Genomic DNA, 14,090 nt, shown 5'->3' on the forward strand with positions numbered 1-14,090 from the left:
TCTCCTGATCAGCTATTCTGGTGGGTCCTGCGCGCGGACTATTCCCGTCCGTCTCGCGCGAGGTCAAAAGTGAAAACGCCTTCATTATTGTCGGGGCGCTGCAAGACCTCCGGGTGACGCAGGGTGCGCACCGCATCATTGTAGCCCGCCAGCCAATGCTCCTCCATCGTCCGCCGCGAAAACTCGTAGTCTTTGGAGGTCCCTTCGTAGTTTTGGGCGTGATAGATGAGATTGATGATGTTGTAGGCCTTCTCGTCCGCTTCGCCGGCGAGAAGATTGGCCTGCGGCAGCTGGCGCAATTCGTCGGGAAGCCGTTCAAGCAAATGATGGACCGCCCGGCGCATGAGCTGCTCTCTCTTGAACTGGTCGGTCGCCGCCCGCGTGCGGCTCGAATATCGGATTTCCTTGAGGCGCAATTCGGCCTCGATCAGATTTCGAGGCAGTTGGCCGCGCGCGCTCCAGAGATCGACTTGAAAGGCGAGCGTGTGAAGGCGCGGCCTGTCGGCAAGGACCCATTGCAGCGGCGTGTTCGAAACAAGTCCGCCGTCCCAATATTGCTCACCTTGGATTTCCGTAGCCGGCAGGCCCGGCGGCAAGGAGCCGCTCGCCATGACATGCTCGGGGCCAATCACATGCGTGTTGTTGTCGAAATAGACGAAATTTCCGGTGCGCACATTCACCGCGCCGACACTGAAGCGGGTGACTCCCTTGTTGATCAGGTCGAAGTCCACAAGGCGCTCAAGCGTCGCTTTCAAAGGCGCGGTATCATAATAGCTGAGTTCGTCGGGACCGCCGGACGTGAGGGGCAGGGGCGGCGGCATGCGCGGTTCGAAGAATCCCGGCACGCCTCCGATCATTATATTGAACGAGCGCAGCTGATTGACGATTCGGCGCGTAAACTCGTCCTTGATCTGGACGTCCGAGAAATAAGGAATGCCAAAAGGAGACGTGCTGACGGTTTCCCAGAACTCGCGCAGGCGCTCGACCCGCCTTTCGGGAGGATTGCCGGCAACCAAAGCGGAATTGACTGCGCCGATCGAAATACCGGCGACCCAGTCGGGGTGCAGATTTGCCTCCGCCAGCGCTTGATAGACGCCGGCCTGATAGGCACCGAGGGCGCCGCCGCCTTGCAGGATCAGAGCGATCCGTTCGAAGGGAGGACGCTGCGCTAGCTTGTGAGTCTTACGGTTGATTGCATGCGGGCCCTCGGTGTCCGACTTGGTCATGCAAAAGCAACCCTCTCAAAAGCTCGGCCCACAAATCTGCGTCCGGAGCACGATCCATTCGGTGATGTCGGGCGGCGCTCAAATTTTCTCTGCCGCATGGGTCTTGTACTATCCGGCTTCTTTGTTGCCCCGCGCTGATCGCTGATCCATTTCCGATGGAAGGGCCTGCCAGACTAGCCGCCTTTTTTGACAGATTTATCTTGGCGGTCCGCTCTGCCGCGTTCGGTATTATTTTCCTCGATCACCGCCGCGTGATACTTGCGGCGAATCTCGGCAAGATCAACGGAGGGTTTTGGAAAGGACATGCGAAGCTCTTCCATCGTATCGGCAACGATTTGCGACACCGCCAAATTGCGAAACCATTTATGGTTGCCGGGAATTACATACCAAGGCGCTTCCGGCGTGCTGGTTGCCGGAAGGGCATCCTCGAACGCCTTCATATACTTATCCCATAGCGCCCGCTCGGAATAGTCCGATTCGCTGATTTTCCAATTCCGCGCCGGATCGTCGAGCCGCTGCTCGAAGCGCCCGAGCTGTTCCTCTTTGCCGATATGCAAGAAAAACTTCAAGATCGTCGTTCCGCTGTCCGCGAGGCCTCGTTCGAAGGCGCGGATCTGCTCGTAGCGCTCGCTGCAGGTCTGCTTGTCCACTAATTTGTGAACCCTCGCAGCCAGGACATCCTCGTAATGAGAGCGGTTGAAAATGGAGACCCATCCTTTTTCCGGCGCATGGGGATGGACGCGCCAAAGGAAGTCATGCGCTAGTTCGATCGGGGTCGGCTGCTTGAAATTTGTGACCGATGCACCGAGCGGATTGAAGGCCGCGAACACATGATCGATCGTGCCGTCCTTGCCTCCGGCGTCCATCGCCTGGATGACAATCAAGAGCGAGTATTTCTTCCCGGCATACAAGAGGCTTTGCATATGGCCGAGCTTCTTGCAGTAGTGGTCCAAATCCTGTGCCGCCGCTTCGGACGTTTCGTGGCGACCCTTGAAGCTCGGATCTTGGTCTTCAAGACGGAGCTTTTTGCCGGGCTTGACGAGCATTGTTTTGCGGTAGTCCACGGCATTTGTCTCTTCTGGGTGGACCTCGAACCCATGCCCGGGATGAGCGCGCTTCGGTCCAGGCCTGTTTGATTGAAGTCTTTGGCAGAGATTAAAACGGCAGGCGCGAGATCGCATCAATAAGGCGCCTCGCCGCCCAGCTTTGCCGTTGGCGTAGTAAAACTCCACATCTACGGCCGAGTTCCATCGCCCCGAAGGCCCTCCCGTTGGTGAGACCTTTTTGCAGCAGTGAGGCGCAATTCGTCAGCCATCGCGCGCAACGTGCCGCCGATTCATTGGCGCGCGATCAATCGCCGCTGCGCGGCCCAACTTTGGCCTCAAAACTTAAAAGGAATAGCGCCTCGTTTTATCCAGCTTTTATCACCGAAAGGACTCAGGGACACCAATGGTCCGGATAACTGCCCTTCCCAGGCTCTTCCTCGCGCTTTTCCTCATTCAATTGAGCGGAACGTCGGCCTTCGCTTTCAAAAATCCACTGGCGGGGGTGCAACTGGCTGGCTTCAATCCCCTTGAACGCGGTCCGCTGGCTGATTTTCTCAATATATTCAGTGAGCAGGCGATCCCGCGCCGGATCGTCGCCTGGGACCGCGGCTATAAGCCGGGGACGGTCGTGATCTCGACCAGCGAGCGCCGGCTCTATTATGTCCTCGGGCATGGGGAAGCGATCCAATATGGCGTTGGCGTCGGCCGGCAAGGCTTCACCTGGTCCGGCGTGAAGACCGTGACGATGAAACGCGAATGGCCGGATTGGACCCCGCCGTCGCAAATGATCAAGCGCCGCCCCGACCTGCCGCGCCATATGCCTGGCGGCATAAACAACCCCCTTGGCGCGCGCGCTCTCTACCTCGGCTCCAGCATGTATCGCATCCATGGGTCGAATGAGCCCGATACGATCGGGGCCGCCGTGTCGTCCGGCTGCATTCGGATGACCAACCGGGACGTCGTCGATCTTTCCGATCGGGTCAAGGTCGGCACCAAGGTCGTCGTGCTTCGATAAGGGCGTCGGGGCCTGAATGGGGCGATCAGGCTGTTGGTGCGGACGACGGGAGTCGAACCCGTATGACCAAAGGTCGAGGGATTTTAAGTCCCTTGCGTCTACCTGTTTCGCCACGTCCGCACGCGACTGAAAGGATCATGCTCTAGCGTTGTGCGGCCTCTTGCACAAGCGATCGGCCTGCCTCGTCCGCCGAACCGGGGAGGCGGTCGCAAACGCGGGTGGGTCAGCCGTCTCCCGACTCGGAGATGGGCGCCTGAAAGCTCAAACCGAGGTCCCAAGGGAAGTAGATCCAGGTATCCTGGGAAACCTCGGTAATGAAAGTGTCGACAAGCGGTCGGCCGAGAGGCTTTGCGTAGACCGTGGCGACATGCGCCTTTGGCAATAGGCTGCGGATGATCTTGACCGTCGCGCCGGTGTCCGCGAGGTCATCGACAATCAGCAGACCTTCGCCGCCGTCGCGCCCGATCTCCGGCGAAACCCCCTTCAGGATCTTGACCTCGCCTTGGACTTTTTCACGGGCGTAGCTGACGACGCAGAATGTGTCGATGATCCGCATGTCGAGTTCCCGCGCGACGATTGCGGCGGGCACCAGGCCGCCGCGGGTAACGGCCACTATCCCGGAAAAACGGCCGACCGCGCTTAACCGCCAGGCGAGCGCCCGCGCATCGCGGTGGAACTGATCCCAGGAAACATGAAAGGACTTTTCGCCCAGGAGGTTTTTGACGGGAGGGATCGCCATTCAGATTCAGGCCTGCTCTTTGAGACGCGCCATCGACACCCGGATGGTGGCGGCCGCGGCGGCAACTTTTGTTTCGTCCTTACCGCGTACCACGATTTCATTGTGGAAAGCGCCGTCATGAAACGAGGGATAGGAGCCGATCGAAACATCCGGGTTCGCGGCGGCGATTTCGCTGAGCGCCCCCGCATAAGTCCCCTCCGCCAGATTGCCGACGTGAATCGTCTCGGCGATCGTTTGGGCGCCGGTCGTGAGCCGCGGGCCGATTTCATCGAGCATGGCTTGCATGACCGCCGGGATGCCCGCCATCACAATGACATTGGCAATCCAGAAGCCGGGCGCCTTCGAGACTTTGTTCTTGACCAGTTCGGCGCCATGCGGAACCCGCGCCATCCGCCGCCGGGCTTCATTCAATTTCGCCGGCGTGAAGATCTCGAGCAATGATTTGATGGCCTCGGGGTCTTCCGAGATTCCGACGCCAAAAGCCGCGGCGACCGCATCGGCGGTGATGTCATCGTGGGTCGGGCCGATTCCGCCGGTTGTGAAAACATAATTGTAGCGCGGCCGAAGCGCGTTGATGGCCGCGATAATCTCGGATGCGACATCGGGAACGACCCTGACTTCGCGCAGATCGATGCCGATCTTGGTCAGGTAATTGGCAACATAGCCGATATTCTGGTCTCTCGTGCGCCCGGAAAGAATTTCGTCGCCGATGACGAGGAGCGCCGCGGTGACCGATGCAGCTTGCGTCATGTTCCTCTCCCCGCCTGGTTGCTAGCATGATTGCCGAAAATGCACGACTTTTTTGGAGCGCCGGGGGCGCCCCCGCTTGGTGACGCCCAGGCCACACGGCCGGTTTGCCTGCTCTGCGCAAGAGCCAAGGTCCGGGCCGGAACAACAACCCTTGGCGCAAAGGGTTTGAAGGCGAGCGTTAATGTCCCGCTTCACTCGCGCCCTTGACGCTCGGCCAGCAGATCCAGCGGATAGCCGCGAAACGTCTTGTCCAGGGCCAGAACCACATGGCCGTGGAATTTCTCGATGCCCAATTCGCCGCGGCTCATAAAGTCGCTGAGTTCGTTATAATGATCGATGTCGCGGCAGACCACCCGCATCAGATAGTCGATCCGGCCTCCGATTTTGTAGCATTCCAGCACTTCATCGCGTTTGCGGATGGCACCGAGAAAACGCTCGAAATCGGCTTCCCGATGGTTTTCGAGAACGACTTCGACCAGCAGCATCACGCTGCTGCAGATCTTTGCCAGATCGAAGTCGGCGATGTAGCGCCGGATCAAGGCATCCCGTTCGAGCGCCCTCACGCGCTCAAGGCAGGCGCTTGGCGACAGATGCACCGCGTCGGCCAGATGCACATTGCTGATCCGCGCGTCGAGCTGAAGCCGGTTCATGATTTTACGGTCCATTTCATCGACGATGTGTCGGGCCACGATGCGCCTCCGGCTTCGCCCAAGTCCCTGGCTGTTGGACCCGCGCCAGCTTGAGGCCGAGCGCGAATCGAGTCTGCGCATTTTCGCGCGTGGAAACAGGGTTGTCGCGGAGATTCTGCGCTGAAAACGGCTGATTTCCGGGACAAGCGCGTTGCTCTTCATGCGATAATTCGCATCGGCGAAGTTTTTTCAAAAAGGGTGCACCATGACCGTTCACGTTCCGGTGGCGCTGCCGGGCATTGTCGCTCGGGAAGCCCGCTTCGGCGCAAAAAATTATGCCCCGATGCCGGTCGTCCTCGCCCGGGGGCAGGGCGCCTATGTGTTCGACGCGGAGGGCCGACGTTATATCGATATGATGGGCGCCTATTCGGCGGCAAGTTTCGGCCATTTGCACCCACGGCTCGTCCAGGCCCTGAAGCGTCAGCTGGGGCGCCTCGATCTTTGTTCGCGCGCCTATTATTCCGACAATCTTGGTTTTTTCTGTCAGGAGCTCGCGGAACTCGCCGGCTTGGATGCTTGCCTGCCGATGAACACAGGTGCGGAGGCCGTCGAGACCGCGATCAAAGCCGCGCGGCGGTATGGCTACGACCAGCTTTCCATTCCGGACGGCCAAGCCGAAATCATCGTTGCCGAAGGCAATTTTCACGGCCGAACGACCACCATTATCGGCTTTTCCAGCGATCCGGCGACGCGGCGCGGTTTTGGGCCCTTCGCGCCGGGCTTCGTCAAAGTGCCGTTCGGGAAGGCGGATGCGCTGGAGGCGGCGATCGGGCCGTGCACGGCTGCCGTTTTGATTGAGCCCATTCAGGGCGAAGCCGGCATCATCGTACCCCCGGAGGGGTATTTGGCGGAGCTGAGGCGGATCTGCGACCGGCGTGGAATCCTTCTGATTTTTGATGAGGTCCAATCTGGCTTCGGGCGCGCCGGTTGGAATTTCTGCTTTCAACACGAAAATGCGCGGCCCGATGGCTTGGTCGTCGGCAAAGCCCTCGGCGGCGGATTGCTGCCGGTTTCCGCCTTTGTCGCGCGGCGCGGTCTGATGGACGTTTTCGATCCAGGCAGTCATGGCTCGACTTTCGGCGGCAACCCGCTGGCCGCGGCGGTGGCCCGCGAGGCGATCCGCGTCCTTCAGGAGGAAGACCTCGCGATGCGCAGCAGGGTGCTCGGCAAGACCTTGCGCGATGCGCTTGCGAGCTTCGACCATCCGGGAATTGTCGAGGTTCGGGGCAAAGGGCTTTGGGCCGGCGTCGAACTCGATCCGAACTGCGTCAAGGCAAAGGAAGTCTGTCTTGCCATGCTCCGGCGCGGGGTGCTCACGAAGGAAACCCACGAGACGGTGATCCGCTTTGCGCCGCCCCTCATCATCGAGGAAACCGATCTATTGCACGCGGTCGAGGTGTTCCAGGACGCCCTCGAGGATGTCGTCTCGGCACGCGGGTGGCCCGGAAAATTTTTAAAATCCCGCCCGCTCTCCGATGACGCGCGACGTCACAGGCCGGGCGCTCTAAACTTTTGGAATCGATCACGTTCATGATTTGGATTGAGTCGATCCAAAATCATCGTGATCTAGCCTTCCGCTTGCCGCCAAGCCCCGCTCAGGATATGCCGTTTCGATCCGGTTTCCGTCTTGTTCGGAAGGGTGGCCGAGTGGTTTAAGGCAGCGGTCTTGAAAACCGCCGTAGGTGCAAGCCTACCGTGGGTTCGAATCCCACCCCTTCCGCCACGCCTCAACAATAAGCACGTGAAGTATCAATAATTTTTAGGGACGCTTGATGAGCTTCCCTAGCACTATCCCTGGCAGCAAGCGCTGAACAGTAGCGGACAACGAAAAACATCGACGGTCGGTTCAGGAGGATATATGGGCCTGAGGTTCTTGTTAGGACTTGATCCAGACAAGCGGAGACCTTCTACAAAACATAAACTTTGCCTTGAAGGCTTCGATTATTGCATCTTTCCTCGATATCAACGGGATCAAATACACGCTCGGTTCGGCTACATCGGCCTTGAAGCCAGAAGAACTCGCCGATCAGGCGAAGTCCATGAGCGTGTTCATATTGTGCAAATAAAATCTTTACGCTTCGTACTCGGGAGTGTTTAGGATTCGGCCCGCGCGGAGCGACGCGGGACGTGCAGTAGGACTGGAACTGCGTCGACTATCTCAATTCCCGCGAAGCTCCACAATCATCCGCGAGAAGTCATCATTTTTCTTTAGATTGATAGGGTCCCACCATGTGTGGACGCTTCACTCAAAGCTACACGCGGCGCGAACGGGTCGAGCACCCTCGAAAGAGAACGTGACCTGGGCGTAAACGGATAAACCTTCCCAGGCGGTGGAAATTGTGAAATCATGAGCGCGTGAAGATCTGGTCTCTGCTCCATCGCCTGCTCCCGATTCTTGCGATCGTGGGCCTTGCTATTGGGCCGCTTGCTGCCACGTTCACGGCTGCCGGCACGCTGACGGCTGCCTCCATGACGGTGATGGGCGACGATCCGCCATGCTGTTCACACGAAAAATCCACATTGCCGGACTGTCAGAAGACATGCCCTCTGATGGCGACATGCATGACCAGCTGCGCTTTGAGTGCCCCCATCGTCTCCGTGTCGGCGTTCACTTTGGGAACATCGGCTGACCGGATGATTCCGCGCGACGATTGGGGACGCGACGGCTTGGGCGAAGTCCCCCCTATCCGACCTCCACGAACCTAAGTTCATCGCCGGCGTCCCGCGCCGGCTGCCACGCGGCGCTCTTCAGCTGCCCTGCGGCACCCTCATGGCTTCGGCCATGAATTGGCACGCGTGAAGCGTGGCCGAACGACGGTTCCAGGATCAAATAGACGATGAACCAATTCCGCAAAATGTGCCGCGCGGCCGCGGCGCTGATCGGTCTCAGTGTCTCCACAGCCCATGCCTCAAAGATACGAGCTTGGGTATGAGCAAGATCGGCTTGGCAAGCGTCACCCTCGCCGCCGTTCTGACGGCAGGCGGAGGAGGCTATTGGGTGGGATATCATCGCGTCGGGGAGCTCGGCTTTTCCCGCCTTGGCAAAGGCTTGAGCATCGCAGACCAGCCGCCAAAGGCTCAGAAACCCGAGGCTGGCAATGGCAAAGGGCGCATCCTCTATTATCGTAATCCGATGGGCCTGCCGGATACCTCGGCGGTGCCCAAGAAAGATTCGATGGAGATGGATTATATCCCGGTCCTTGAAGACGAAGACGAAGACGGCTCCATCATTAGGGTTTCACCCGGCAAGCTGCAACGCATAGGCGTGCGCTCAGAGACGGTCGCCAAACATGTGATTGTCCGACTATTGCGTGTGCCGGGTACGGTGAAACTCGACGAGCGGCGCATTTCGCTGGTTTCAACAAGGTCTGATGCCTTCATCGACCAAGTCGAAAATGTCACCACTGGCGATCGGGTCCGCAAGGGGCAGGTGCTCATGCATCTGCATTCTCCGGAAATTCTGTCGGCATCGGCTCAGTTTGTCGCCAACAGCGGGTACGAAGGCGCCCGGCGCCGTCTTGAAAATCTGAATGTTTCGGAGGAAGCGATCGCGGACATGGAGCGGACGCATAAGGTTGCTCATTCGATCGCCTGGACCGCGCCGCGCGATGGCGTCGTACTCGAGCGCAACGCCATCGAGGGCATGAAGGCTGCTCCAGGGGACGTGCTTTTCCGCCTCGCTGATATTTCGACGGTCTGGGTCCTGGCGGATGTGCCCGAATATGATTTGGGGATGGTTCTCCCTGGCGCCTCGGTGGCTATCCGGGTGCGGAGCCTACCGGGCCGGACATTCAGCGGCCGCGTTGGCCTGGTCTATCCCCAGGTCAGCAGCGCAACGCGCACGACACGCGTGCGTGTCGAAATCGCCAACCCGGACGGCCTCTTGCTGCCGGACATGTATGCCGACGTCGAGATCGCGACCGGGGATGCCAAGCCCGTTGTGACCGTGCCCGACAGTGCCGTAATCGACACGGGTACGCGGCAGGTCGCCCTCCTCGACAAGGGCGAGGGCCGTTTCGAGCCGCGAGAGGTGAAGATCGGGCGGCGCGGCGCGGGGCTCACCGAGATCACGGACGGCCTCGCCGAGGGCGACAAGGTTGTCGTCGCAGCGAACTTCCTGATCGATGCGGAAAGCAACCTGAAGGCGGCGCTCCGCGGACTAACGACCGGGGAGGCCGGGCCATGATCGCCCGTCTCATCGCATGGTCCGCCCGCAACCTCGTCCTGATCCTTGTGGGGACCGCTTTCGCGGTCGCGGCCGGCCTCTATGCACTCCGCACGCTCCCGCTCGACGCCATTCCAGATCTCTCGGATGTTCAGGTCATCGTCTACACTGAATTTCCAGGCCAGGCCCCGCAGGTCGTCGAGGATCAGGTCACCTACCCGCTGACCACATCCATGCTGACTGTACCCCGCTCCAAGGTGGTGCGAGGCTTCTCGTTCTTCGGCGTCTCGTTCGTCTACGTGATCTTTGAAGATGGCACCGACCCCTATTGGGCGCGGAGCCGAGTGCTGGAATATCTCAATGCCGTGGCACAGCGCCTGCCGGTAGGAGTCACACCGGGCCTCGGACCCGATGCGACCGGCGTCGGCTGGGTCTATCAATATGCCGTCGTTGCCAAGGACATGACCTTGGCCGAATTGCGTTCGCTGCAAGACTGGGTGGTCCGCTATGCCGTCTCTAAAGCCGAGGGCGTGGCGGAGGTCGCAAGCGTCGGCGGCTTCGTCAAGCAATATAACGTCGTGGTCGACCCGGTCCGCCTACGTGCGCAGGGCATTCCTTTGTCGAAGATCCGGGATGCGGTGCGCACCAGCAATATGGATGTCGGCGGGCGTACCGTCGAACTGTCCGAGTTCGAGTTCATGGTCCGTGGCCGCGGCTACTTCAAGAACGCGGCCGATATCGAAGACATTGTGCTGAAGACCGATCAAGGCACCCCATTGCGTCTCAAGGATGTCGCGTGGGTCGAGATCGGCCCCGGCGAACGCCGCGGCATCACCGAGCTCAATGGCGAGGGTGAAGTCGCAAGCGGCATCGCGCTGCAACGGTTCGGCGCTAACGCGCTTACGGTTATCGAGAACGTCAAGGCGCGCCTATCGGAAATAGCCGCCAGCCTGCCGAAAGGCGTCGAGATCATCCCGGTCTATGACCGTTCGCAACTCATCCAAGCCGCGATTGAAACGCTCCGCGGCACATTGACCGAGGAGAGCATCATCGTCGCGCTGGTCTGCATCGTCTTCTTGCTCCACCTGCGCAGCGCACTGGTAGCCATCCTCATGCTCCCGGTCGGCATCCTGATGGCCTTCGCCGCCATGCGGCTGATCGGGCTTGGTGCCAACATCATGAGCCTCGGCGGCATCGCCATCGCGGTCGGTGCCATGATCGATGCCGCCATCGTCATGATCGAGAACGCCCACAAGCATCTCGAACGCGCACCGAAGGACAAGCCCCGCGTCGAGGTTCTGGTGGAAGCGGCGGCCGCAGTCGGCCCGGCCTTGTTCTTCAGCCTCCTCGTCATCACGGTGTCCTTTCTGCCGATCTTTACGCTCGAGTCACAGGAGGGACGGTTGTTCGGCCCGCTCGCCTTCACGAAGACCTTCGCGATGGCCGCGGCGGCGCTGCTCTCGGTGACGCTGGTTCCAGCTTTGATGGTCGTTTTCGTGCGCGGGAAGATCATTCCGGAGCATAAGAACCCCATCAACCGGTTTCTGATCTGGATCTATCGGCCCGTCATCCGAGGTGTTCTGAAAGCGAAGGCCGCCACAATCATCTTTGCACTCATCATCGTTGGCGTGAGCATTTGGCCGGCTCGTCAGCTCGGCTCCGAGTTCATGCCGCCCTTGAACGAGGGGACGCTCATGTATATGCCGACAACCCTGCCGGGACTGTCGGTAACTAAGGCGGCGGAACTCCTGCAGATGCAGGATCGGATCATCAAATCCTTCCCGGAAGTCGCCTCGGTCTACGGCAAGGCTGGGCGAGCGTTGACGGCGACCGATCCGGCCCCGACCGAAATGTCCGAGACGATCATCAACCTGAAGCCCAAGTCCGCGTGGCGACCTGGCGTCAGCGTCGACAGCCTTAGGGCGCAGATGGACAAAGCCTTGCAGTTCCCCGGTGTCTCGAACGCATGGACCATGCCGATCCGGGCACGTATCGACATGCTCTCGACCGGCATCCGCACGCCGGTCGGTGTCAAGGTCTATGGAACCGACCTTGCCGAGATGGAGAAAGTCGCGCGCCGCATCGAGGGGATCTTGAAGGCGGTGCCGGGCACCTCCAGCGTCTATGCCGAGCGGGTGATCGGGGGCTATTACCTCGATATCACGCCAGACCGCGAGGCGTTGGGACGCTATGGTCTCGCCGTTGGCGACGTGCAAGACGTGATCGCGACGGCGCTTGGTGGCGAGACCGTGACGACAACCGTCGAGGGACGCGAGCGCTATGCCGTCAATGTGCGCTATCCGCGCGAGTTGCGCAGCAATCCCCAGGCGATCGCCACCGAGGTCCAGGTGCCGCTCCCCGGCGGCGGAACCGTGCCGCTCGGCGAGGTGGCGAAGGTTCAACTCACGCGCGGCGCGACTTCGATCCGCACCGAGAACGGCCAGCTCGCCGTATACATCTTCGTCGATATCAATGGCCGAGATCTTGGAGGCTATGTCAACGAGGCACGGCACGCGGTCGCGAACGAAGTTAAGTTGCCGCCGGGCTATTCCGTCAGTTGGAGTGGGCAGTTCGAATATTTAGAGCGGGCGAAAGCACGTTTGAAGCTCGTCGTTCCGCTCACATTGCTCATCATTTTCCTGCTGCTCTATCTCAACTTCCGCGCTCTCACCGAAACACTGATCGTCATGCTGTCACTGCCGTTCGCGTTGGTAGGTGGGATCTGGTTGATGTGGTGGCTCGGCTTCAACGTGTCGGTCGCGGTCGCGGTCGGTTTCATCGCGCTCGCCGGCGTCGCCGCCGAGACTGGCGTGGTAATGCTGATCTACCTCGATCAGGCCATGAGGGAGCTGAAGGAAGAACGGTCAGCACAGGGTCGTCCCTTTACGCGCGCAGATCTTTACGAAGCGATCATGCGCGGCGCTGTCGAGCGGGTACGGCCGAAGATGATGACGGTCGTGGCCATCATGGCTGGCCTGGTCCCCATTCTTTGGAGCACTGGCGCGGGCTCTGAAATCATGCAGCGCATCGCCGTTCCAATGATCGGAGGAATGCTGTCGTCCACGGTGCTGACCCTTGTCGTGATCCCAGCCATCTATGGTCTTATCAAAGGATGGAATCTATCGGACAGGGGCACCATGGTAGAGATAGCACCCGAAGCGAGTTGGACCAGGCCCAAGGCTGCTGCCGAATAAAAGGAGAAAGCTATGATGCAGGATATGATGGGCGGCTGGATGGGGTGGAGCATGGGCCTTTCTGGCCTAGCCATTATTGTTGTGCTGGTGCTCGTTGTGGCCGCCCTCGTCAAATACGTATTCTTCCGGTGAGGGGATCAAGCAGTCCTTCTATCACCAGCTCCCGGTAGGTGGTGCCAATTCAATGCTATCGGCAAGCGCGGGCAATGGGCTTGCTACTTTGTGTCTCTGCGGAGAATCTGCTCGTCTGAGCTCTCTCTTGCGAAGGCCTAAGCGAACAGAATTGTGATAGTCTCCAGGCTCAAAGCTACGCACGAGGCAACTATTGCTTAACCCCCACCTATTATTATGCTTTGACTTTCCCAAACTGGTGGGCAAGCAACCTTCCAAAATCGGAATGGATTGGAGAATCTTCGTGTCTATAGCGACGCGTATATCCGGGACATTGCCGTACGTTGTGCAACGGTTATTTGACGTCGTACGCGGACCTCAAGCGCCTCGCCCTGATAGTTCTGATCCGCGCGAGATAGACAAATTTTACCGTGAGCATTATTCCCCACGGAGAAAAATTGGCGCGTCAAATTCGGCGATGCCGATACCCCGCCTACGTGATCCTGTTTGATCTTACAGTAACAAGTTGGTTGTACGGGCCGAAGGCGAAGGTGCGGGGCGGGGCATGAATCCACCGCGGCTAGTCCAGCTTGAAAAAGGCGTAATGTCGACAAATGCACTCACCGGGCACGATTGTCAGTGTTCAGATTCCGAAGCAGCGCAAGTAACCCTTGTAGAATTTCAGTCGGCGATGGCGGGCAGCCTGGGATGTGGAGATCGACTGGGACGACCTCGGAGACCCCTCCTATGACGGCATAGCTGCCGGCAAAGCAGCCACCATCAAAAGCGCAGCTGCCGAGACTGACGACCCATTTGGGATTGGGAGTCGCATCGTAGGTCCGCCGTAATGCTTCGCGCATGTTTTTTGTGACTGGACCGGTGACGAGCAAGACATCGGCATGCCGCGGCGAGGCGACAAATCGCATGCCAAAACGCTCGATGTCATAGAAGGCATTGCCGAGGGCGTGAATTTCCAGCTCACAGCCGTTGCACGAACCAGCGTCGACTTGGCGGATCGACAGACTGCGTCCGAGTTTTGCGCGGGCGGCATGGTCCAGCTTTGTCGCGAGTGCGGCAAATTCGGTGTCCGCCGGGGCCCGTTCCGTGAGGGGAGCTTTCAGCAAACCTTTGAGCAGAGTTTTTCGCATAGCACCG

The 14,090-nt window shown here is 59.6% G+C and carries 14 protein-coding genes and 2 tRNA genes; 8 read left to right on the plus strand and 8 right to left on the minus strand.

Going from position 1 to position 14,090, the window contains the following annotated elements; translation table 11 throughout:
• Positions 1 to 38 precede the first annotated feature (38 nt).
• On the minus strand, positions 39 to 1,226 hold the full coding sequence (locus CU048_10490) for a hypothetical protein (GenBank protein ID QBR71635.1): 1,188 nt from the start codon (positions 1,224 to 1,226) through the stop codon (positions 39 to 41).
• A gap of 173 nt (positions 1,227 to 1,399) precedes the next feature.
• The gene (locus CU048_10495; protein QBR72845.1) at positions 1,400 to 2,272 is read right to left on the minus strand and encodes a polyphosphate kinase 2; all 873 of its coding nucleotides are present in this window, start codon (positions 2,270 to 2,272) and stop codon (positions 1,400 to 1,402) included.
• Positions 2,273 to 2,675: 403 nt separating this feature from the next.
• Between CU048_10495 and CU048_10500 the strand changes: the two genes are divergently transcribed.
• Positions 2,676 to 3,287 (plus strand): hypothetical protein, encoded by a 612-nt coding sequence (locus tag CU048_10500; protein ID QBR71636.1) that lies wholly within the window; start codon positions 2,676 to 2,678, stop codon positions 3,285 to 3,287.
• 34 nt (positions 3,288 to 3,321) lie between these two features.
• Here the strand turns inward: CU048_10500 and CU048_10505 are convergent.
• The 4 genes from CU048_10505 to CU048_10520 all read right to left on the minus strand — a co-directional run bounded on the left by CU048_10505 (position 3,322) and on the right by CU048_10520 (position 5,627).
• Positions 3,322 to 3,407 (minus strand) — tRNA-Leu (locus CU048_10505).
• A gap of 103 nt (positions 3,408 to 3,510) precedes the next feature.
• The gene (locus CU048_10510) at positions 3,511 to 4,026 is read right to left on the minus strand and encodes a xanthine phosphoribosyltransferase (GenBank protein ID QBR71637.1); all 516 of its coding nucleotides are present in this window, start codon (positions 4,024 to 4,026) and stop codon (positions 3,511 to 3,513) included.
• A 6-nt stretch (positions 4,027 to 4,032) separates the two neighbouring features.
• Entirely contained in the window at positions 4,033 to 4,776 is a 744-nt protein-coding gene (locus CU048_10515) for a competence/damage-inducible protein A (protein ID QBR71638.1), read from the minus strand.
• 191 nt (positions 4,777 to 4,967) lie between these two features.
• Positions 4,968 to 5,627 (minus strand): AsnC family transcriptional regulator, encoded by a 660-nt coding sequence (locus tag CU048_10520; GenBank protein QBR71639.1) that lies wholly within the window; start codon positions 5,625 to 5,627, stop codon positions 4,968 to 4,970.
• 43 nt (positions 5,628 to 5,670) lie between these two features.
• Between CU048_10520 and rocD the strand changes: the two genes are divergently transcribed.
• The 4 genes from rocD (at position 5,671) to CU048_10540 (ending at position 8,171) form a co-directional block, all read left to right on the plus strand.
• Positions 5,671 to 6,999, plus strand: a complete 1,329-nt coding sequence (gene rocD / locus CU048_10525) for an ornithine--oxo-acid transaminase (protein QBR71640.1) — start codon at positions 5,671 to 5,673, stop codon at positions 6,997 to 6,999.
• Positions 7,000 to 7,098: 99 nt separating this feature from the next.
• A tRNA-Ser gene (locus tag CU048_10530) sits at positions 7,099 to 7,188 on the plus strand.
• Between the two features lie 160 nt (positions 7,189 to 7,348).
• Positions 7,349 to 7,531 (plus strand): hypothetical protein, encoded by a 183-nt coding sequence (locus CU048_10535; protein ID QBR71641.1) that lies wholly within the window; start codon positions 7,349 to 7,351, stop codon positions 7,529 to 7,531.
• Positions 7,532 to 7,820: 289 nt separating this feature from the next.
• Entirely contained in the window at positions 7,821 to 8,171 is a 351-nt protein-coding gene (locus CU048_10540; GenBank protein QBR71642.1) for a hypothetical protein, read from the plus strand.
• On the opposite strand, the gene CU048_10545 is transcribed toward CU048_10540, so the two are convergent.
• The gene (locus CU048_10545) at positions 8,149 to 8,364 is read right to left on the minus strand and encodes a hypothetical protein (GenBank protein ID QBR71643.1); all 216 of its coding nucleotides are present in this window, start codon (positions 8,362 to 8,364) and stop codon (positions 8,149 to 8,151) included. The two genes, CU048_10540 and CU048_10545, sit on opposite strands and share 23 nt — an antisense overlap.
• Before the next feature lie 30 nt (positions 8,365 to 8,394).
• Between CU048_10545 and CU048_10550 the strand changes: the two genes are divergently transcribed.
• Genes CU048_10550 through CU048_10560 form a run of 3 tightly spaced genes read left to right on the plus strand, consistent with a single transcriptional unit; the run spans position 8,395 to position 12,956 of the window.
• On the plus strand, positions 8,395 to 9,651 hold the full coding sequence (locus CU048_10550) for an efflux transporter periplasmic adaptor subunit (protein ID QBR71644.1): 1,257 nt from the start codon (positions 8,395 to 8,397) through the stop codon (positions 9,649 to 9,651).
• Positions 9,648 to 12,824, plus strand: coding sequence for a CusA/CzcA family heavy metal efflux RND transporter (locus CU048_10555; protein ID QBR71645.1), 3,177 nt, complete (start codon positions 9,648 to 9,650; stop codon positions 12,822 to 12,824). Before CU048_10550 ends, CU048_10555 begins: the two co-directional genes overlap by 4 nt.
• A 12-nt stretch (positions 12,825 to 12,836) precedes the next feature.
• Positions 12,837 to 12,956, plus strand: a complete 120-nt coding sequence (locus CU048_10560; protein QBR71646.1) for a hypothetical protein — start codon at positions 12,837 to 12,839, stop codon at positions 12,954 to 12,956.
• 599 nt (positions 12,957 to 13,555) lie between these two features.
• Here CU048_10560 and CU048_10565 read toward each other — a convergent pair.
• Complete coding sequence (locus CU048_10565) at positions 13,556 to 14,083, minus strand: hydrogenase (GenBank protein ID QBR71647.1); 528 nt, start codon at positions 14,081 to 14,083, stop codon at positions 13,556 to 13,558.
• Positions 14,084 to 14,090: the final 7 nt, after the last annotated feature.

This window comes from Beijerinckiaceae bacterium (assembly GCA_004564215.1).
In the GTDB taxonomy this organism is placed as follows: domain Bacteria; phylum Pseudomonadota; class Alphaproteobacteria; order Rhizobiales; family Beijerinckiaceae; genus Methylocapsa.